The sequence below is a fragment of the Vibrio splendidus genome (assembly GCF_003345295.1).
In the GTDB taxonomy this organism is placed as follows: domain Bacteria; phylum Pseudomonadota; class Gammaproteobacteria; order Enterobacterales; family Vibrionaceae; genus Vibrio; species Vibrio splendidus_K.
Genome location: NZ_CP031055.1, coordinates 1258389 through 1279378 on the forward strand (window position 1 = coordinate 1258389; position 20990 = coordinate 1279378).

17 protein-coding genes are annotated in these 20990 nt (G+C 39.2%); 9 read left to right on the top strand and 8 right to left on the bottom strand.

The features are described from left to right. The first annotated feature begins 37 nt into the window (after positions 1–37). From DUN60_RS05630 to DUN60_RS05640, 3 genes are all read left to right on the top strand, one after another. The gene (locus tag DUN60_RS05630; protein ID WP_102516813.1) at positions 38–277 is read left to right on the top strand and encodes an AlpA family phage regulatory protein; all 240 of its coding nucleotides are present in this window, start codon (positions 38–40) and stop codon (positions 275–277) included. Between the two features lie 53 nt (positions 278–330). Continuing rightward, a complete protein-coding gene (locus DUN60_RS05635; protein ID WP_114633424.1) occupies positions 331–1791 on the top strand; it encodes a YfjI family protein in 1461 nt (486 codons plus the stop codon). A gap of 311 nt (positions 1792–2102) precedes the next feature. Continuing rightward, positions 2103–2735: an inovirus Gp2 family protein gene (locus tag DUN60_RS05640; RefSeq protein ID WP_231110203.1), complete on the top strand. Its 633-nt coding sequence runs from the start codon at positions 2103–2105 to the stop codon at positions 2733–2735. Between the two features lie 79 nt (positions 2736–2814). On the opposite strand, the gene DUN60_RS05645 is transcribed toward DUN60_RS05640, so the two are convergent. The 5 genes from DUN60_RS05645 to radC form a co-directional block, all read right to left on the bottom strand. Then, the gene (locus tag DUN60_RS05645) at positions 2815–3057 is read right to left on the bottom strand and encodes an AlpA family transcriptional regulator (protein ID WP_114633425.1); all 243 of its coding nucleotides are present in this window, start codon (positions 3055–3057) and stop codon (positions 2815–2817) included. Further along, positions 3054–3614 (bottom strand): tyrosine-type recombinase/integrase, encoded by a 561-nt coding sequence (locus DUN60_RS05650; RefSeq protein ID WP_114633426.1) that lies wholly within the window; start codon positions 3612–3614, stop codon positions 3054–3056. The genes DUN60_RS05645 and DUN60_RS05650 overlap by 4 nt, the downstream gene beginning before the upstream one ends. Positions 3615–3741: 127 nt before the next feature. Further along, positions 3742–4185 (bottom strand): DUF2787 domain-containing protein, encoded by a 444-nt coding sequence (locus DUN60_RS05655; protein WP_065099390.1) that lies wholly within the window; start codon positions 4183–4185, stop codon positions 3742–3744. 22 nt (positions 4186–4207) lie between these two features. Then, positions 4208–4660: a DUF2787 family protein gene (locus DUN60_RS05660; protein ID WP_114633427.1), complete on the bottom strand. Its 453-nt coding sequence runs from the start codon at positions 4658–4660 to the stop codon at positions 4208–4210. After that, positions 4657–5124 (bottom strand): RadC family protein, encoded by a 468-nt coding sequence (gene radC / locus DUN60_RS05665; RefSeq protein WP_114633428.1) that lies wholly within the window; start codon positions 5122–5124, stop codon positions 4657–4659. Before radC ends, DUN60_RS05660 begins: the two co-directional genes overlap by 4 nt. 768 nt (positions 5125–5892) lie before the next feature. Between radC and DUN60_RS05670 the strand changes: the two genes are divergently transcribed. Together DUN60_RS05670 and DUN60_RS24425 are read left to right on the top strand one after the other, a co-directional pair. Continuing rightward, complete coding sequence (locus DUN60_RS05670) at positions 5893–7272, top strand: class I SAM-dependent methyltransferase (RefSeq protein WP_114633429.1); 1380 nt, start codon at positions 5893–5895, stop codon at positions 7270–7272. 172 nt (positions 7273–7444) lie between these two features. After that, positions 7445–7609 carry a hypothetical protein gene (locus tag DUN60_RS24425; RefSeq protein ID WP_162808210.1) on the top strand — a complete coding sequence of 55 codons (165 nt, stop codon included), beginning with the start codon at positions 7445–7447 and terminating at the stop codon, positions 7607–7609. Between the two features lie 109 nt (positions 7610–7718). Here the strand turns inward: DUN60_RS24425 and DUN60_RS05675 are convergent, their stop codons facing one another. The 3 genes from DUN60_RS05675 to DUN60_RS05685 all read right to left on the bottom strand — a co-directional run bounded on the left by DUN60_RS05675 (position 7719) and on the right by DUN60_RS05685 (position 11068). After that, positions 7719–9200, bottom strand: a complete 1482-nt coding sequence (locus DUN60_RS05675) for a hypothetical protein (RefSeq protein WP_114633430.1) — start codon at positions 9198–9200, stop codon at positions 7719–7721. 360 nt (positions 9201–9560) lie between these two features. Further along, the gene (locus tag DUN60_RS05680) at positions 9561–10562 is read right to left on the bottom strand and encodes a helix-turn-helix transcriptional regulator (protein WP_114633431.1); all 1002 of its coding nucleotides are present in this window, start codon (positions 10560–10562) and stop codon (positions 9561–9563) included. A gap of 311 nt (positions 10563–10873) precedes the next feature. Further along, the gene (locus tag DUN60_RS05685; RefSeq protein WP_114633432.1) at positions 10874–11068 is read right to left on the bottom strand and encodes a hypothetical protein; all 195 of its coding nucleotides are present in this window, start codon (positions 11066–11068) and stop codon (positions 10874–10876) included. Between the two features lie 932 nt (positions 11069–12000). Here DUN60_RS05685 and dptF point away from each other — a divergent pair. Genes dptF through DUN60_RS05705 form a run of 4 tightly spaced genes read left to right on the top strand, consistent with a single transcriptional unit; the run spans position 12001 to position 20971 of the window. Beyond that, entirely contained in the window at positions 12001–13590 is a 1590-nt protein-coding gene (dptF, locus tag DUN60_RS05690; protein ID WP_114634301.1) for a DNA phosphorothioation-dependent restriction protein DptF, read from the top strand. Next, complete coding sequence (gene dptG, locus DUN60_RS05695; protein WP_114633433.1) at positions 13587–14999, top strand: DNA phosphorothioation-dependent restriction protein DptG; 1413 nt, start codon at positions 13587–13589, stop codon at positions 14997–14999. The genes dptF and dptG overlap by 4 nt, the downstream gene beginning before the upstream one ends. After that, on the top strand, positions 14980–20112 hold the full coding sequence (gene dptH, locus DUN60_RS05700; RefSeq protein WP_114634302.1) for a DNA phosphorothioation-dependent restriction protein DptH: 5133 nt from the start codon (positions 14980–14982) through the stop codon (positions 20110–20112). The genes dptG and dptH overlap by 20 nt, the downstream gene beginning before the upstream one ends. Then, entirely contained in the window at positions 20102–20971 is an 870-nt protein-coding gene (locus tag DUN60_RS05705; RefSeq protein ID WP_114633434.1) for a phosphorothioated DNA-binding restriction endonuclease, read from the top strand. The genes dptH and DUN60_RS05705 overlap by 11 nt, the downstream gene beginning before the upstream one ends. The last annotated feature ends 19 nt before the right edge of the window (positions 20972–20990 follow it).

Here is a 20990-nt window from a genome sequence, read left to right on the forward strand (position 1 = left end):
TGTTTAATGGCACCTTAAATCAACTAAGGAGCTTTAAATGTTATCTACTCACTCAGAACTTCGTTCAAACCAAATTCTTCGACTTAAGGATGTCATGTTAATGACGGGCCTTTCTCGGTCGACTATCTATGACAAACAAAACCCTTCATCAAAACGTTTTGACCCTTCATTTCCTCAGAAAATCAAACTAGGCGCAAGAGCGGTAGGTTGGTTGATGGGGGATATGCAAACTTGGTTAAATTTGATGAGAAACAACTCTATCGCAGGGCGTGATTAGAGAGGTGGTTATCAAAATTTAATCATTTTATGTCGTTATCGATAGGAGTACACATGTTATATCAATTTCCAATTTCGTCGGAGGCCTTTCCCATTGTCTCTGCGTCATCACTAATCACTAAAGCCTATATGGAGGCTAAATCCATCACGCAAGCGCCTGATTCGATGATCTATATGACCGCTATTAGTTCCGTTTCACTCGCATTGCAAGGCGTTATTGATGTAGAAATACCCACGGGAAAAGTAAGCCCTGTCTCTTTAATGGGGTTAACGATTGCAGAATCAGGAGAGCGTAAATCATCGGTAGAGAATCTATTCACAAAAGGAATCAAATCGTTTCAGAAAGAAAATATCGAATGCTATCAAACACAGTTTAGGGAGTACCAAATTCAACTTGAGTTGCATGAAAAAAAAGTCGCTCGTATAAAAAAGTTAGTCAATTTAGATGATGAACTTGAATGTGAGTCAATGGCAAAGCAGTTACTCGAACTCGAAGAAAAAAAACCAATTAAACCAAAACTCGATTTGCTCTCATATGAAGATAGTACTATTGAAGCATTGCTGAGTGGTCTCAGTGAGAATGTACCAAATGCTTTTCTTGGGTCTAGTGAAGGGGGAGTATTACTTAACAGCCGAGCGATGGCACAAACGGCTAGCCTAAATGCAATTTGGAGTGGTGATGATGTTACTGTCAATAGGAAAACAACAGGATCATATACGGTAGAAAGCGCTCGGTTAACCGTTCATATAATGACTCAATCAAGTGCGCTAGATCGCTTTATAAAAAAATCAAAGGATAGTGTGCGTGGTAACGGATTCTTGGCTCGTCTTCTTGTTTGTGCGCCATCATCCAATATCGGCTTTAGACAGTCTACAGGGATAGGTTACTCACGAGCCGGTATACAGGCTTTTAACGATAAGCTTTATCATTGGCTATCGGAATCCCAAGATATTTTTGATTACACCAATAGAAAAATCGTTCGATTCTCCAATGAAGCTAAAAAAATATGGCAGGATGTTTACAACGATATTGAAGTAAAGATGAGACCTAACGGTATCTTTCAGCAAGTTGCAGATCATGCCTCAAAGTTACCAGAAAATATAGCTAGGTTAGCCGCTTTAATTCATTGCTTTAATGGTGACTTAAATGATGAAATTTCTGCGGAAACACTCCTAGAGTCAATTTATTTAATGAGCTATTTTTCTGGTCAGTTTGTGAAAGTGTTTTCTGCCCCTCCGAAATGTGCAGTAGATGCCCAGAATTTAATACAATGGTTTCTAACGCTTTCAAATTCAGGCGTTAGATATATTAAGCGAAATGATATTTTTCAATTTGGGCCATATGGGACAAGAAACAAAAAAAACCTAGAACAAGCATTAGAGTATCTAAAACCCAATTATATATTAAGTGAAATTATGATTAAACCAAAGACAAGGGTCGTCGATCTCTTTCCTAACTATCAACATGATGAGGCTAAACTTATTCTTGATTTGGGATTGAAGCCTTATATTTGATTTACATTATATTGCTTAATTATCAACGTAATAATGCCGGGTTAATAAGTGAAAAATATAGAAATGTAAGTAGGGGGTTTTATGCATAAGTCCAGAGTAATAAGTTAGCAAAAACCACTGGGTTAAACCTCAAAACAATAAATAGGTATCTATCTATTCCCTAGTTTAACTGTTGGTTAAGCCAGATTTCTTGTCGGTTATAGTAATATATATATCTTTTGTTATTATGAATTTCTTATTATTCATTCCTTAAGAGTTAAGTGAAGTAGATATTGTTATTGCTTGTTTTAAATAATAGGTATTAAGTTGAAATGAATTTAATTAAAACAGGAGTGTTCAATGGTTACCGTGTGATATTTAAACATGGTCCATTAATACAAAGAATATTAATGGCGAATGAACTAATGATGGTTAAATCTTTGTCTGATCATAACCGTCTTCTTGTTATGCGCTTTGAGCTGAAGTTTCCTAAAGGTTACTCAGGACCTACTGAGATAATATCGAAGTTTTTTGATTCTCTTCGTTTTAAAATCAAATATGACTTAAGAAGAAAAAGTAAAAATAGGAATCGTAAAGTTAATTGCAACATTAACTACGTATGGGTAAAAGAGTTGAGTGGTAACGAAGGTTGGCATTACCATGTTGCTCTAGTTCTAAATTACAATGTGTATAAAGGGTTTGGAAAGATTGGTAGTACTAGAAATAATACCATTAATCGTATTTCAGAGGCTTGGGCGAGTGCAATAAAATGTAAAGTGAATGATGTGAAGGGGTTGGTTCATATTCCAAAGAAAAATCCAGTATATGAATTAAATAAGAACTCCTCCTCATTTTATGACACATTTTATGCTGTAATGTTTAGGTTAAGTTATTTGGCGAAGTTAAAAACAAAGCCTTATGGTGGTAATGCTAGGGTGCGTTTTTACGGGACGAGTAAGAGTTAACTTTCTGTAGAGTATTTATGGTATATATATGAGTCAGTGCAAAAAAAGAGGTGTCAAATAACCTCTTTGGGAAGTCAAACTATAGACATTGGATTGTTTTATTGTTTCGTTGTTTCATTTTGGTTGTTATCCACGCTTGAATTTCATGATCTACCCAAGCAACAGAGCGAGCGCCTAATGATACGGGGGGCGGAAATTTCCCTTCGTTGAGATACTTGTAAAGTGAAGACCGTGATATACCCGTAATCTGAATCACCTCTTTTAATCGCATAAGGCGACTCGTAGTTGGTGGTTGCTTAATATTATTCATTTCGTTGTTCATAATACTAACTCCCTAAAGTCATTATCAATGTCATCTTGTGTCACGCCAATGTAGCGCAGCGTGACACCTTCGGAGCTATGGCGAAGCATTCGCATCACTCGTGCAATATCTTTGGTGCTTTTGTATAAGTGGTAGCCTCTGGTCTTTCGCATTGAGTGAGTCCCCAACGGAAAACTAATATCTTCACCAATTGATGAAAACGCTTGGCTAACAGATCGACGACTCAATGGGTTGGCAGCTTTGTTTATCGCTTGTTGGTTTCGATAGGACTGAAATAAATAGATGTGGTGTGGATTCTCCTTTTTAATGCGGAGGATGATTTCTAAGCTTCTCGGGTTTAATGCAATCTGGGCCATTTTGCCCGTTTTAGATTCACGGATGGTTAAACGGTCTTCTTCTATGTCGCTAAACTTAATCGCCAACAAATCAGAAATCCGTAAAGCGAGATTAATACCCACATTCCAGATATCTGACATTTGCTTACTATGCCGTATTTCTAATAAGTGGCCGATGAGCTGGATAGTGTCGCGGTTTTTCACCGCTTGAACTTCTGCCATAACGCAGCTTCCTTTTTTCGATGAAAATGATGATTAGAGGAACTTCAAAGCAGGCCAGAAACTAAAAGCCTTGTTCCATAAGGGATGTCAAGTTCCCAAATTGCTAAAATGGGAACTTGAATGCTTTTTAGCTCTTGGTGACTCTGATTTGGTCAAACACACCATCAGATAAATACTCCAAAAAGTTACCTTCCCATGTTCGATAGAAAGATTTCACTTCTCGATGTGCTAAAGCACAAGGTGCTAAAAACATCTGCCTGAATATGTTGCTCTCAATATTGAAATCTAGCTCGATGGCTAACTCTGGATAGGCACCTCCAGAATAAGCGAAGTCGGTGATGTAACAGAATCGCCACTTATCACCTTCATTGCGGATCATGATTTCTACTGGATGATACCCACCAGCTTCAGCGCTATAACTCGTGTCCCGAAAGTTAATGGTTAATAAATCACAGTCGTTATCCCCATTACCTTGTTGAACTTGTTTAGTGATTACGTTGTGAAAGCGAGTCGAGATAGGCAGCACACAAGGGTGAAACTGCATCGTTTGAAATTTGGTTGCGACTGGCATGGTATGCCTCCTTGGTTAGTAGTTATGGGATTGATGATTCAGTGGGCGTGTCTATATTGACGAGTGTTGCTTGTATACCGTCAAAGGAGCCTTGTTGAATTTGCTTGAGGAAAGACCGTTCATAGCTTTGATACAAGCTTGTTACTTGTGGCTGGTGGAGTTCACAGTGTTCAATGTCTGGCTGATAAAACCATCCACGTAGAAAATTGAAGTAGAGCTCGACCTCCATTTTTTCGGTTTGCTCGTTTGGATAAGCAAAGCTAGTGACAAAGACGATGCACCAACGATTGTTGTCTGATTGATTTATCGATCTGTTGAGTTGGATCTCTACGGGGTGAAAACCGCTGCGGTCTTGGTAGTAGCTCGATACTCGAAAGTTAAGGGCTATCCGTGATGCAAAGGTAGGGATATCTAATTGCTCAACAAGGACATTGAGGTATTCCACTAGCAGTCGATGCGGTGTGGTTTGGCTCATAACAAACCTCGCTCAGCAAAAGATACGCATTGCTCACCTACGATGACATGATCCAATACTCGGATATCAACCAATGCTAAAGCATCAGAGAGACGTTGAGTGATCCTCCGGTCAGCTTGTGATGGCTCAGGTGAGCCGGATGGATGATTATGACCAAAGATAACCGCCGCCGAGTTGAGTAGTAATCCTTCTTTGACGACTTCTCTTGGATAAACGTTAGCAGCATCGATGGTGCCAAAAAACATCTCTTTGTATTCAATCAGTTGGTTTTGATTATCAAGAAACATCACGGCAAACACTTCCCTGTCGTAATGTGCGAGTTTCATCTGTAGATATTGTTTAGTGTTTTCTGGACTGGTGAATGAGCCGGCCCTAGAATACTTGGCTGCTAGCATGGTTGCTGCGGTCTCTAGAATTTGACGAAGCTCTTTAGGCTCGTTTGACGTGTAATGATTTGAATGCATGTGCTTTCCTTCTTGTGCGTTAAAGGTATGTGCATCCAAGTAATATGTGGTTAAAAAATAATGGAATCATTCCCCATAGAAACAGCCCAACTACGTTGAGCCGCTTCAGGTTATGGGTGCTGTTTATCTTGTCGTTTAGCCCAGTTGTAACCGCTCACAACGCCATAGATGAACAATTCGATTAGCACCTTAGTCGGTTGGTGGGGATTCACAATTCGCCTCCTTGTTGATGTGGTACAAACCCGCGCCAACGATAAAGCCAGCAATGAAAACAAACGGCATAAGTGCCTCCTGTTTAGTTTGATTTAAGAAAAGAGCATGAATGCAAGCCTGCGAATCGCTGGCTTCAGACAGATAATGTGTGATTGAAAAAAGTTGGAGTGTGCTGAAGGATAGGTAGTAGAAATAGAGAATAGCCCTCTTGAGTAAACAGAGAACAGCCGCTAAGCGAGGGAAATCAAGTCATACTTTGAAGGTGGTAAAATACAAAGACTAATCGTGGTTAAGTCAACAATAGAAAATGTTATTAACAATATTAACATCATAACTCGAGGGGCAAGAGGATTGAGTGTCTTCAAAATCCAGCAAAGCTCTTGAACGATCCAATCGAATTGCAGATGGCTTTAAAGTCAGAGAGTGATTGAATAGACCTCTTGTATCTAAGGGGGATAAGTTAGTATTTGTAACCAAGACAAAGTTTAACGTGGACTCACTCGGAGGAGTAATTGTGTTAATATCGCGAGCACGAATTTTTGATGTGTAAATGGTATGAAAGATAAGATAAATTCTTGCGTAGCAATAGATACTGAAGGCCCGTTGTATTGTGAACCAATTACGATACATGAGATTTCGGAGCTAAGTACACTTAGTGCGACTCCCAAGTTCTGTGCAGAATTTCAATTTACGATTGAGGTGCCACCTGTAAGTAATGAAATCGCCTCACATAAGTTTGACTTTAAAATTGCAGATCTGACACCGTTTGTAGCGATATTATCTGCAGCTTTTGTTGCGTACAAATTTGTTGCTGAGCGTAATGAAGCAAGAAGAAAAGACGAAATTTCGAAGCTAGAAGATAGTTTAAAAACGTTGTATGGCCCTTTAAAAGAGCTCAGAGAGGAATCTAAAAGGCTCTACGAAATCTTTGCGGTCGATCTTAAAGACCAACACATGGCTGAGTTTAACGAGCGCTTTAGAACATTAACGTTTTTACGTCAAAACTCTCCGGATGCTCTCCCTGAGTATGATTTACAAGTACTAAAGCACATCATCGATATCTCTCGAAAAAATATAGATTTCATTGAAGCAAATGGTTGGGCGATAGAGTCGACCGCTTTATCAACTTTGTTAGGTAACTTATGTGCCCACTTTAGAGTTATGGAGATTGCTTCAGATGGCAAGCTAGTTGGGGCCTCGAACACATTTAAAGATATCGTTTTTCCATTAGAGACTGACGGCGCTATTGATAATGAAATTAAAAAAATTCAACGAAAGATTGAATCTTTATCTAAACAAAATAGACACCCAACAAGGTCATGGTTTATGAATAAACTAAAAAGAGTTAGTTCTACTATAGAATTTTATAATGAAAATGCTGATTCGTATTATTTACAAACCAATCATATAGACATGTCTCCATCTTACGAAGCGTTTAGAAAATATCTTAGACCGGGCGGTAGAGTTCTAGATGCAGGCTGTGGTGTTGGTCGTGATACTAGATTCTTCATATCAAAAGGTTACAAAGTTCATTCTTTCGATCTTTCAGAAAAAATGTGCAAGATTACAAGTCGTTACCCATTCTCTTTTTGTGAACAAATGTCATTCTTAGATGTAGATTTCTACGAGCAGTTTGATGGTGTTTGGGCTAACGCATCGCTCTTGCATCTAACCCCCAAAGATTTAGGGGAAGCACTCAAACGTTTAGTCAGATCATTAAGCTTAGATGGAGTGCTATTTGCATCTTTTAAAACAACCGATAACTATGTAAAAAATGACAAAAGGAAGTTTTACTTTCATACCTCGAGTATTTTAGAGGAAATTATTAGTTCTGAAAACTTGGGAATAGAGCTAATCGAAACTTGGAAGTCGTTTAAGAACAACGATGAAACACAAGAAGCTTTTGAATCATACATTTGGAAGAGAGTCCAATAAGCCTGTTACTGATGAATGAAGGTTGATTGATACAAAATACAAATAAAACCAAGTCCTACTGATTGCCAAAGCAGGGCGGGAGAGGCTGTAACAGATTCTGCGTAACTGTCATTTAGTTAACGTACTTTTCGAGACGTTCCTCGAACTCGATAATAAACCGACTTATAGCTTGATGCCATTTTTTAATTGGTATCACCCATTTCTTACTGGCGTCTTTGATTACTCGGTACACCATTTTGGTTACGGCTTCACCATTAGGGAAGAGCCTCCGCACGCTGCTGAGATACCCGATATCATTGGCTGTGTAGATGGATTTACTGAATACATCGAGAAATGAGTTGAGGGCTATTTTGTACTATTGAGACTAAATGATTTATTTCCAAAAATGTGTTTTGAGTATTAGAAGGGAGCTATCGCTCCCCTATATGCCGCCAGTTTAAGTGATGCTACTTAGTACAGTCATACCACCCATCACCACTGCCACACTCATACTTGAACGTCCCATTAGGGTAAGAAACAAACCGATAGTGCATTGTCATATCGCCATTGGGCATTTCAGTCGGCACATTAGTTCGGTGCTCAGATACGTTACTCTCACCTTCTTTATAGCGTTTAGTGTGCTCCCACCAATCTGCCCCAACAGAATCTTGATCACCATAGACTTGCGGTAGTGCTGCGATATCAGCATTTAATGCACCAAGGTCTATACTCGCCACATCATCACTGAACCCTAACCAGTGAGCATATTCACTTGGCACAGTATTCCACTTGTAGCGGCTTCCTTCTTCATCGTACACACCACTCACTTTCGCAGTCGAAAGCGTCATGTTTTGGCTATCAGCAGCATCACTCAAACCAATCTCATTACACTCCAATTCACTCAGATCGTAGAACGATGACTTGTTATTCATACCGTACTGGTTGTCAGTGTCAGCCTCGTTTGAAAGTAAAGTTTCTGACTTACTGCAAATGTAATCGTCAAAGCTTGGATCTGAACTCATGTTACGGTATTCATTCACATAACCCACCGTACCAAAATAAGTGACACTGTCTTCTTGTAGGTAGTTTCTAATCAAACGTTCGGGTAGCCAGTTATCATCTACCGCATAGACGGATTCAGACCAGAAGCTACCTTGACGTATGGAAATCGATTTGTACCATAATTGTTCATCATCTTGGCGTTGCCAGTCCGTTGGATCGTTAAGGTAGTGAGCCACGTTGATATGTGCATAAGGGTACTGAAGCGATAATTCATAAGTCTCTTCAAATGAAAGTTGAATGGATGCCATAAGCTGCTCAGCAATATCGTAGACCGCACTGTTACCATCCGCTATGTAATCACTCCACAGCTCTTCCTCTGAGATATTGAAATGCCAAACTAAGTCACCTGCTACGTTACGCATGGCGTCTTTTATGGCATTGCGGACTTGTTCATTGTCTTTCACTAGTTCACAGCTATACGCTGCCCCTTGCTCTCTTTCAACTGTCTGCTTCGCTGACTCCCACAACATTGTGGTGAGTGGAGTGATGTTAACAGAGCCATTCGTTACATCTTCAGGCAACGTGAATGCTGGTGGAAGATTAAGTACATAAGCTTGATCCACTTCCCCTAAGTCTTCATCAATAGCTCCTACAGGCACATCTACGATCGCTGGGACGTAGTCAAGACAGGCTCGCTGTTCTTCTGTGGTGTCACCTTCGATAGTGAACACACCACCAGCCTCAGTGATAGCCGATGGCTCATCAGGATCTGCAACACCATTTGAATTAAAATCGTAGTGAACCGTGGCACCAACGATATAGCCATCAATAGCACGACCGGATAACAATGTAGTGTTCGATGGTGATGAAGGCTCAGATGAACCTCCACCGCCGCAACCAGCAAGGGTAGCACTTGCAATAAGCACAGAAACTAATGTCATTTTCATAGGAATTCCTTTTTATTAATAGATTGGTTTGCAGGGATAAATACATAGAAAACAAAAGCGGCTTACTTTCGTAAACCGCTAATGATGGGTATTAAACGAGTGGTACTAGCAAGCACATCGGCACGGGGGCATATCGCAAATGTCACAGGTTGAACTGTGGCTACCTCCGCAATATTCACAGCTAAATGAAGCTAGGCAACGGTGCTTGTTAAGTAATGGTCGAATCGCTTTAATGGTCATGAACTTCTCTCCCCGTCTATGTCGTAGTGGATCACATAGAAAGACGGTAACCCTATGTGACATCCCTGTTTTTTGTCAGGTTATCAATAGGTTGGGCATCTGGTGTCGCATAGGGCCGTACTAAGTGAGACCGATATCGCTATTTAGAGAAGTGGTTTGAAGTTGGGGGTTTTTGACTGACGGCGGTATAGGTTGTTGTTCTACAAAGGTGATGTGGGTTTTATGTGCTTCTAGCCACGCCACTAACGGTGGTGTATTGGAAACCGTAGCAGTGATGTGTAAATACGTATCGAACTCAGAAATTCGTTGGTCGCTGGAAAGTGGTGTTTGGTAGAGGTGCTCACCAGCTTGCTTCGTAATGGTGAATTCGAGTGTATAACGCTCATGCACTGTATTGGTGTATTCCGATGCTGACTGTTGCAAGTCAAAGCCTTCTGGGTAAGCAAATGTGAAGGTTGATAATGTGACTTTGTGAATCTGGCTGACATCAACAAAAGTAGTGTCTTTATCTCCCTTCTGGCGGTACAGCAATATCAATGTATTGTTTTGCTGTGAAAGGCCTAATGGCATGACATCTTTTCTGTATTTCTCTCCTTCAGAGTAATAGTGTAAGTTTAACCAACGGTTGTGGTAGAGCCCTTGACTGATAGCTGCGTAAGCATCAAGGCTGATATTACGCCTTAGTTCATAAGTGCCTAATAAATCTACTTTTCGTAACCATTGGGACTCTTTTGAGTCCTGAGCGATTGATTTCAGTTGGTAATTAGCGTCTTCAAATAACGAGTGAAGAGTATGGGATATATGGGCAGGGATTAAGTAGTGGAAGTGAGACTCAGCCAGACACAAAAGTAGTGCCTCTTGAGTACTGGAGCCAACAAGAGATTTAGTTTGCTTTCGCTGGTATCCATAAGGTTTATCACGGGTATCTCGGTCAATATCAAAATACTCAAGTAACACATCAAGGTTACGTTGAATCGTTCGAATATCTCTATCAATACCAATCTCTTGAAGCTGTATTTTGAGCTCAGAAGCAGTGACTTTGTGCCAATACGGTATGCGCTTGTATAGCTCAAGCGCTAATATCATATGCTGACGAGTGCTCACATGAGTGGTTTTACTCATCGTGCACACCTTTAGCTAATCGGATCAAAATAGAGGTGACGTTATAACGATGTTGGAACAAGTCACTCTCACTCTGTTTATAGCAAGAGACGAAGCTCTACACGCTAGGCTTTAAGGTGAGTTGATTGTATGAGTAGCTTGGGCATCTGGTGTCGGATGAAAGAGTACAATTGAAATTAATTGAATAATCGAGGTGGGCATAATGAACTCCTATGCTGGTGGATACATAGGAGTGATATGTGTGTGAAATTTATTGGATTGAATAATTGAAAAGTAGGAGAAGAGTTTGAGGCTTCTCCATATTCATAACGTTACCGCTCTTTGGACTCAGCTTGCTTCAATCTGTCATTTATAGATGGGTCTTCAAAGGTGACGGCATCAGGATCTGAGTAAGCAGGGTCGTTAACCATATCTGAATATAGCTGTTCGGCATCGTCTGCGGATGTACCGTTTTTTATCCACTGAGTAATGGTTTCTTGTTGATCTAATGAATTGTCGTAAGGCAAAGGAATTTCTCCGTCGGAAATGTGTTTGTATTCCTTACCTTGGTGCTAGTTAGTTGAATTTAAAGTCCTCTAATCTAATATTATTCAACAAAGCTGTAAACTGAGTGGGTGGTCACTTAATGCGTAAAAATACGCAACAGAGTACGTATCTTCACGTAGAGTGCTGTCCACTTTCCATTAGTTTATGTGGCCATTTCTTGAAATAGAAAAGGCTGCCAATGGAAAAAGAGGTAAAACTACTTGATGTGATTAATCAACTAGCGGAAAGCAAACTGTTCGAGATAACCGTATTGACTGGGCCTCGCACCTATCTCATGACTGGCTTAAAAGCTCCCCCTGTAAGAGTTGCTTTGCAGCAGTGACTGGTACTATGAGTGTTGGCTAGGTACATGGTTTAAGCAGTTACACTCTTTTTTCTGTAAGTAAAGAGAGCTACCCATAAAGTCCGTTACCTTACAGCCATAACCTCAATCTAATAGAGCTGCTGTGGATAGTAATGAGTGAGAAGTCGAGAATTAACATTTAATTCAAAACAAACGTGATTTCAAAGCAATAAGAGACCAATTCCTTACTGTGAATCATCTAGAGAACGCAAGTTTTGTTAACGTCTGGAATCAATGTTCATTTTCAGTTGTCCAAGCCTGCATCTTCAAGTCGATTGGCGATAAGTTTGTTAATCATTGGCGCCCACCTATTTAAAAGGCATGGTTCAAAGGATCAAGTCTCTGATAAATCTTAAGATCTCATTATTTCGCAAAAAACATAAAAGATGTGAATTTCTTCAGGAAAAATTAGCGGAATATGAACACGCACACACTAAATTAGGTAGAATGCTGAGTTATACAGTATTGAGTCTGAGTAACAGCGTAAGCTATCCTGGTTATCACCTGTACTTCTGTCTACCTAATATTTTCATGGGGTTATAAAACTTGATTGATTTACGAACCGCACTAAGTGTGATGTCAAAATCGTCGCCATATGCAGTCTCTACAGAGCGAGACGCAACAATATCAACCGACTTAGATGCTGTAAAAAAGTATCTTTATGTACAAACAGATATAGAGGCTGACTTTGTTAAACAATTGAAAGGACTATCCTCAACCGATAAGAAAATCATTTTTTTGTGTGGTAGTAGTGGTGATGGCAAATCCGAAATACTGACAAAGTATAAGAAAGAGTACCAAAATAGAGCTGACTTCCATCTCGATGCAACCCACAGTTTTCGTCCGAGTGATTCGGCTATTGAAACACTGGATGAACTGTTTACTGAGTTTAACACTACACCGAAGCCGCTAGTTGTAGGCATCAATACAGGTATGTTGGGTAACTATGCTGAAGAAGGCGCGGTGACCGAAGTAACATCATCAATCAAAGCCTTTTTAGAGAAACAGCCGACCTCAGAAAATCATATCTTTTTAGATTTTGAAGACTATCCTAAATTTACGTTAGAAATTGACGGTCATACATCTAAGTTTGCAAAAGAGCTGCTTAAGAAAATTACTGAAAAAGATGAAAACTTAATTCGCCAATACTTTGATGTTGAAATGCACAAACAAAGCCCTGATAAAAAGCTTTGTGCAAACTATCAATTACTAGGGCGTGAAGAAGTTCAAGATGTCATTGTCGATCTATTGTTCAAAGCGCGTTTAATGAAAGATCAATTCTTAACGGCGCGAGCATTATTGGACTTCATTTTTCATCTGCTTGCTGGACCTGGCTATTTGTTTGATAACCTATTCAAAAAAGGTGAAAACGAGCTGACCAATATTATTTCAGACTTTGACCCATCGATTCAACGTACACAAAAAATCGACAAGTTCATTTTGTCTCACTCATTGCAGCTACCAGACGTTAACTTTGACGATTACAAAACCGCATTGACTGCTTTTGGTATACGAAGGGGGCTAAATTCCGAGTCCTACTTGCGATTGTTTTATATTCTAAGAAAGTCGGACTATGGGAATGAATACCATAAGCAGTTTTCGAATGATTTTGATGAGCACCTAATAGACAATTACTCAGAAGTTTGGCAGTTGCATACTGCTTTCGATAGCTCACCAGAGCAAAAAGAAAAACTGCGCCATTTTTATCGTCAAACAGCGATCACAGCTATCCATAAATATAACAATCGAAATGCACCTAAATTGGCGAAAGGGGAGTTTTTCATTTCTGAGCATAATGGGTATTTTTTAGCTTCATCCCTAGAGTTAAAGGCTGACGTTAAAGCGATTAAAAATGACCACAAAAAAAATACTGCCTATTTCACTGCTTATTTTCGAGTTGGGGATAAAACCTTATCGTTGATGGTCAATATCAATTTGTTGAACTTAATGCAACGTATCGTTTCCGGTTATCGGCCTAACAAACATGATAAGAATACTGTCGTGTTACTGGATGAGTTGGTTGATGAAATTGCGGATATCGCAAATAGTGCAGATACCCTATATATCGTTGGGAAAGGTAACAAGCAATACAAAATAACCAACGTAGATAATGAAGATTTTGAGGTGAGTGGACTATGAGTTTAATGCTAAGAGCTGACTTGCCCCAGTCTAAAGATGGGGTGAAAAATAACACTTTAACTACCTACTTCCCAATTAACACAAAGGATAGAAAAGATATCTTTAATTGGGACAGTGTATTAGGTTATGTGGTTAAAACATCATATCGAAAAGAATTGTACCTAGAAAAATTAACTGATGATGAAAAATTAGCGATTAAAGAGGGTGGAACAACTGAATCAGAAATAGCGCTCGCAACATTTAAGTTGAGCTGCGAGCATAGTTTTAAAACAAAGTTAGATGAAAGTGATTTCTGGCCCATCCTAGAAAAAATGTACTTTGAAAATGACCAGCTTTTTAAAATATCGCCTGAGTTTTTATTGTTTAAGACTATTAAGCAGAAAGGCAGTGCAAGGGATGCAAGCTTAGGTGGAATGTTTTCTAATTTATTGCAAAACTTCTTCTTTAATGAAAAACCAAACAATCAATTTAACTTCTTAGAGGAGCAGCTGTACTCAGAACTATTGAAGTTAATGAAGCCAAGCAATAAAGAGAAAGATGGAGTTTTGACTTTTTCTGAACCGAGTGAAGCGCCATATCTACCATTTATAGCAAAGCAACTACAGCAAGACCTTCGTTTTCTAGGCAAAAGACCTAAATACCTATTATCAATTTTCAAAGAGTTTTTACACCTTTACGCACATCTTTATACGGCGCAGCTAGCGCTTAATTTAAAAAGGTGGCAGAAGGGGGAGCCGGTAGCGCAATTATGTTATTACATATTAGACAGCGAAAAAGCCAGTGATGAGCGTTATCTGATAAAAGATTATGGCTTTAAACAATTGTCAAAGTCGTTGTGGAATATCTTTCCGTACCTCTCAATGAATGAAAGCCTGCAATCTAAAAAGATTGATAATGCAGTGAACACCATTCAGCCATTATGGGCCTTAGCTCAAAATCTCCAGCAAACTCCTAGCTCGGCTACTTTACTGAAAAACTATGCACAGGCATTTAAAGAGAGTCGAGATTTACACCTCGACTTGAGTGACAGTGAAAACCCACATGATGTGCTAGCAGATTTACTTCAGTTGAGCAGAATGCAGTTTGGTTCAAAAGAAACGCGTCATGAGATTAATAAGCTTTACGTCAAAGCAACAGAATCTGAGTTTTGTAGCCATTTTGCACAATCCCGTGGCCGTGCTGGTCGCGTATTAGTATTTAATCAGGACTATCTATTGTTATTAACCAACTTAGCCATTGGTGAGCAAGATAAACTTCGTTTCCACGAGTTAATCAAAGCCTTTGAATCAAGAGGTGTATTTTTCGATAAACAGAGCCAACAAGCCTTAATTAGATTCTTTGAACGTATTGGTAATGTTGAACGTATGAGCGATAGTGGGGATGCAGTCTATGTTAGAAAAACAATTTGAGATCTTTTTAACTGAGCAGTTTTTAAAGTTAAACGAGACAAAACTGCAGCATGGTTACCGTTATCAGTTCCAATCACCGGATAACAAGAATAGCCAGCGTTTATACAATGCGTTTATCCAAAAATGTGATGACCAATTAACGGTCAAAAACACTACCATCAGAGCATTGAAGTGTGGTAGTACCAAGCTTTTACCTGTACTACACAGTGAAAATGACATTGGTTATTCTGAGAACTTTATCTCACATTTACGTGATGAAGTGGCTGGACAGCAAGGTAATTTTAAAGGTACTGCATTGTTAGTTATTCATAACAGCATGCTAGACACACTAATCAACTCTGCTGAAGATATCGCTCAAGACAATAGTGTTTGGCACCCAGAAAAAATCAAAGATGCTTTAAAAAGTCTAATCGATCCCAACGCAAAAGACCGCAAAGTTTCTGAATGTTTGCTAGATCACCGTTTTTCACAAATAGTGGATGATGGTGCAACCATGTTTGGCTTTGAAGAGCTTTACACAGCGATCTTAGATGGGGATTTGAAGTTTCATGAGCTTGGTTTGTTAGATGACCCTGAAATATTGAATTGGAGTGGTAAACCAGAGCAGATTAACAACCGTTTAGAAGAAAATAAAAAGCTATTTGATCGTATCAATACAGTAACTGAACGTTTTTCAACAGAGCTTGAAGAGAAGTTTGCGGAGAATGATTTTAGTGAAAAGTTTGTTGCTAAACATTTTAACGATGAAAATTTGGAAAGTTGGAAAACAAAGCTTACTTTTGCTGATTGTTTAAATGAGAAAAAAAATAACGTAAGCAATGTCCTAGAGCTCGAGTCGATTGATTCTCAGCAAATAGATAAGCTAGCTAAGAAAAGTAAATCAGATAGTAAAGCAGGGAAACGTGAACAACATATCATATTGCCGTTGCAGCAGGGCCTGCAGAGCTTTGATCTGTCACTTACCTTTTTAGGTGGTAAAGTCGAGAAAAATCAACTTAATCTACAGCATACCAAAGATCCAAGCATTGAGATCCAGCAGCCTAATAATAGTGGTGGAAAACGTAGTAAGGTTACTGTTACGGGGGCATTTACAGGTGAGCCAACGTATTTTAGTTTGGTCTTAAAAAGAGATAAAACAGCAGAGTGTTATAAATTCCGTGTTTTGGTCTTAACAGCAGATAGTTTTTACTTACCTTCGTTTGAAAATATCTTCCTAATTGAACCAAATAAAAAACGTATAACGCTACAAACAGAAGATAACAGCTTTGTAATTGCAGAGCAGGGCAATAAAGCTAAACTAGAGCAGTCTGGGCAATTATTCGACAATCAAGAAATCAAAGAGATCGACTTTGAATTATTAGCTAATGAGTCAAATGATGTGGTCTTTGAAGTGACTAGTCCGGTTGGTAGCTTAGTCTTTAATGTCGAAGGGGCTGTAGCGTCTGATTCACTCTCGTTGCCGCTCATGTTAGATACAGACCGTTTCGTACATCTATTTAACGACGACTATTTTGCATGCTTTAACCGTAACAAAAACAAAGTGCTACTAGACAATAAAGAAGTTGCACCTAAAGGGCGACGTTTAACACTGTTACAACGTGAAGCAGACTTTTTAGATAAGCAGTTATTAAATCAACATGTTGACCCACAAAACAGCGTAGAGCTAAAAGCGATTGAAGCAAACTACCCTGAAGTTTACCTGTCATACCTAAAGTTATTTGAATACTGCACAATCAATAAAACACTACCGAGTTTATCTAGTTGGGGTGACGAGTTTAGAAAGGTTGTCTCTCAATTGGTTGATGCATACAACCAAGCGATAGCTGAAATTGGTTATGATGTAATGTTAACTAAAGCAGAAAAACTGCTCGTTAATATCGGGTATGCACAATATCAAGAAAACGAAGAATATCGGGAATATATAACTCCATTCCACCCCTTAGTGTTGGCTTATCACTTGAGCCTAGCTGAAGCAATAGTTAGTGATAACATCAATGATAACAGCAGTTTTAAAACACTACCCAAAGTGACGTTAAAGCGCTTGAATGCGCGTGGTTTATTGCCTTTTCTGTATCACCCTAAACATGAGTTTGCTTTTACCAAGCTAGAAAAAGATAACTCTATGTGGCTTGAGCTAGTGCCTCATCAAGAAACAAGTTACAGCTACGTACGTAAATTGGTGAAAGATAAGGTCACAGAGTTTAAAGATGCCTTTAGTTCACTATTTACTGCAGGTAGCAAAGCCACACTGATTATCAACTCGGTAAATAACCATAAAAATGTTGAACTGTTTATGGGGCTGGTGGATTACGTTAAAACGCAAAAGGACAAAGTCTGCCATATTCATGTGAACTTATACGATGATAAAGAGACACGCTGCGAATTTGACCGTTTTGCAGAAACAGCCAGTTACGACGAGTTGAAAAGGTTATATGGATTAGATAAAGGAGCACTGAAAGAACAAGCTGATGCCATTATCGACCTATTACGTACACGCTTAACTTACAGTAAGTTTCGTAACGATGAATGTGAGACTAAACCGCAAGCGTATGCACACCTAAGTTTTTTCAGAAATCATCATAAAGTAGAGCCAACAGATGTAAACGTTCTAGAAGAGCTTAGTGGCGTAGTTTGTCACGGCTTATTGGCGGGCGAAGCAGCCGACAACAAAGAGGAAAGCTACTTCACTGCATTTGGTTTGAAGAGTGTTGAAACTAAAGATAATTCGCACCTTAGTATGGCGCAGCGCCTTAATGGTTTGATTAAACCTGCCCGTAAAACGAATGTGCAACATGGTCGTGCTAACTCTTTAGCTTTAGCGGTGAGTGATGACTTTAAAACACTACTTGAGCGCTCTTACGATAATTCAATTTGGACCACAATTATTGACCCTAAAGTCACCTTAGACTTTTTTGAAAGCGCTAAAGATATGGTGCTGATCCATTACTCAGATAATTACACTAACTCAACCAACTACGATGCGATCACAGTTACCAAAGAAACGGACCTGTATAAAAAAGTATTAGAGCAGGACGAAGGTGGCATTATTGAGGAGTTCAATGCCTTCAACGGTGAGTGGTTACTCAAAATGATCACTGCTAATAGCAATGAGCGAAAAGAGAAAAAGGGTATTATTGGCGCCTATAAATACATCAATTGCTTATTAGCAAAGTCCGATATTATTTGGGTTCCGTTATCAGTTGCTGAGATGGTTCGTGTAGCCGGTAATATTGGCTTGAAAATGAATGACAGTGATTTTTCACGTAATGTAAATGGTTACAAATCCGGTGCAATTTCAGACGATGTGCTGTTTGTTGGTTTTAAAGACAATCAACTTTACTTACTTCCACTTGAAGTAAAAGCAGGGCTAAAACAAACTCACAATAAAGGGGTAGAGCAAGCCAAAGAGCTAAAACGTTATTTAACTGAAGATATTTTAGGTCGTGATGATTTAGCAGGGCATCTTTACCGCGGTTTGTTTATGCGTCAGATACTGATGCAGATTGATAAATACAAACTGTATAACCTTTATCAACCAGATTACTTTGAGCCACTCTTAAAACAACGGGAATGGTGGCTGCAGGGCGATTTCCAATTAGTTGAACTGCAAGAGTACCCTGAAGGGTTCTTGGTAGCGATGGTAGAGAATGACACCTTCTTTGAAGCAAGCTTTGAGGAGGTGAAAAATATTCTTAAAATTCAACTACCAAGCGCTAGTTTAAATCACTTAGTAAGTACTCGGCTAACAGACCTAATGGCAGATGCTTGCTCTGATACATTAAGTAATATCCCAGAGCAATATCTGTTAGCTGAAACTACTCATGTAAAAGTGGTAACAACTAGCTCTGTAGAAAATAGTAATGAGATTGTTAATACTAAAATTGAACCTGAAGAGGTCATAAATACTCCAACAGTTGAGCGATCGTCAGAAAATCAGACAATTAACGTGCCGGATTCAACCGTAGCGCATGATCCAAACGATAACCTAAAGGTCCTGGTTGGTCATAATGTACGTGATGATGGGGCAGTTTTCTGGGAACCGACTAATACTGCCAAATTCATGAATACCAACTCTGGCATTATAGGAACAATGGGCACGGGGAAAACACAGTGTACGAAAGCGGTAGTGACACAGCTTTATCGTGATCAACATAAAAATGTAGATGGCAGTCCAATTGGAATTCTGATTTTTGATTACAAATCAGACTATGTCGATGATAAGTTTATAAATGCCACTAACGCGAAGAAATTTGATTTAGATTGCTTGCCATATAACCCATTAAGTTTGTTTGGTGATAAGGCAAAGCTTCCTGTTCATACCGCGAGTGCATTTGCTAACACTATGACACAAGCATTTGGTTTAGGTCCTAAGCAACAAATGCGTTTGAAAAATCTAGTTCTTGATGCTTATGAGCTGAAAGGGATAGATCGCTCTAATAAAAACACATGGTCGATACCAGCACCTACATTAAGTGATGTGTGGGATGTATATATGGGTCAAGACAAAGTTGAACAAGATTCCTTATACGCGGCACTTGATAGCCTGGTTTCTTTCGAAATTTTTGAGCCTGACGCTAATAAAGTAAAAAGTTTATACGATCTGATTTCAGGGGTAACAGTAATTGAGCTAGCCGGGTATGACTCAAGCATTCAAAACCTGGTCGTCGCGTTAACGCTAGATTTGTTTTATTCACAAATGCAGAAGAATGGGAAGCCTGAAGTGCAAGGAGATTTCCGCCAAGTGACCAAATTGGTGTTGGTGGATGAAGCTGATAACTTTATGTCTCAGAACTTTCCAAGTTTACGCAAAATCTTGAAAGAGGGTCGTGAATACGGGGTAGGTGTGATTCTATCAACGCAAGATATTACCCACTTCAAAACCAGTGAGAATGATTATTCAAGTTATGTCCTGAGTTGGATTGTTCACCGTGTCTCACAGATAAAAAATCAAGATATCAAGTCGATTTTTAACAAAGATGATAAGCACGAACAAGAAAACTTGATGAAGTCTATTCGTGAGTTAGAAAAACATTACAGTCTCTACGTAGATGGCGATAAGAAGATAACTAAGATTAAGGACAAAGCATTTTGGGAGCTACTTAGTGACGCCTGAAGAGCTTAAAGAAGCAGTTTTGGGTGTTAAGCGTTGGTCGCGTAGTGACCAACGTGCACCTAATAAGCCAATTATGATGGCGTATGTTTTGTCTCAGTACTTTCATGGGCATCATCAGTTCTTCTTATATGAAGAATCGTTCCATAAAGAGGTGCAAGATCTATTAAAGCGTTTTGGGCCTCAACGCTCCATTTATCATCCTGAATACCCATTTTGGCGTTTAAAAAATGATGGTTTTTGGGAGGTAAACAATGATGAAGATTGCAAGTCTCGTAAGAGTAATACAGACCCATCGAAAGCTGAGTTATTCAAACATGGAGTAACCGCTGGCTTTAACGACCAAGCTTATGCCGTTTTAAAAGGAAATCGACAATTAGCTATAGAGTTGATTGAACTGATTCTAAGTGAGAGTTTTCCTGAAAGTATTATCCCTGATATTGCTGCACAGTTGGGTGTTGAGTTAGTAACACGAAATGTACAAAAGCGCGATCCTAATTTTAGAAAAGAAGTACTCCGTGCTTATAACTATCAATGTGCAGTGTGTGGCTATGACGTTAAAATGGATGAAGTGACTGTTGGTTTAGAAGCTGCACATATCAAGTGGAAGCAGTTTAATGGTCCTTGTGATGTAAGTAACGGGCTAACACTCTGCGCAGTGCATCATAAAGCTTTTGATAAAGGGGCATTTTCAATCACAGAAGATTTGAAAGTGAAGCTGTCAGAAAGCCTTAATGGTGGAGAGCAAGCACAACGTCTATTTTTTGATTTTGAGGACCAATTAATACGATTACCCAAAAGAGACAAGTGGTTGCCAAACGTAGAGCATTTGAGTTGGCATCAAAAAGAAGTATTTAAGTAACTCAGGTAATTAAATTACT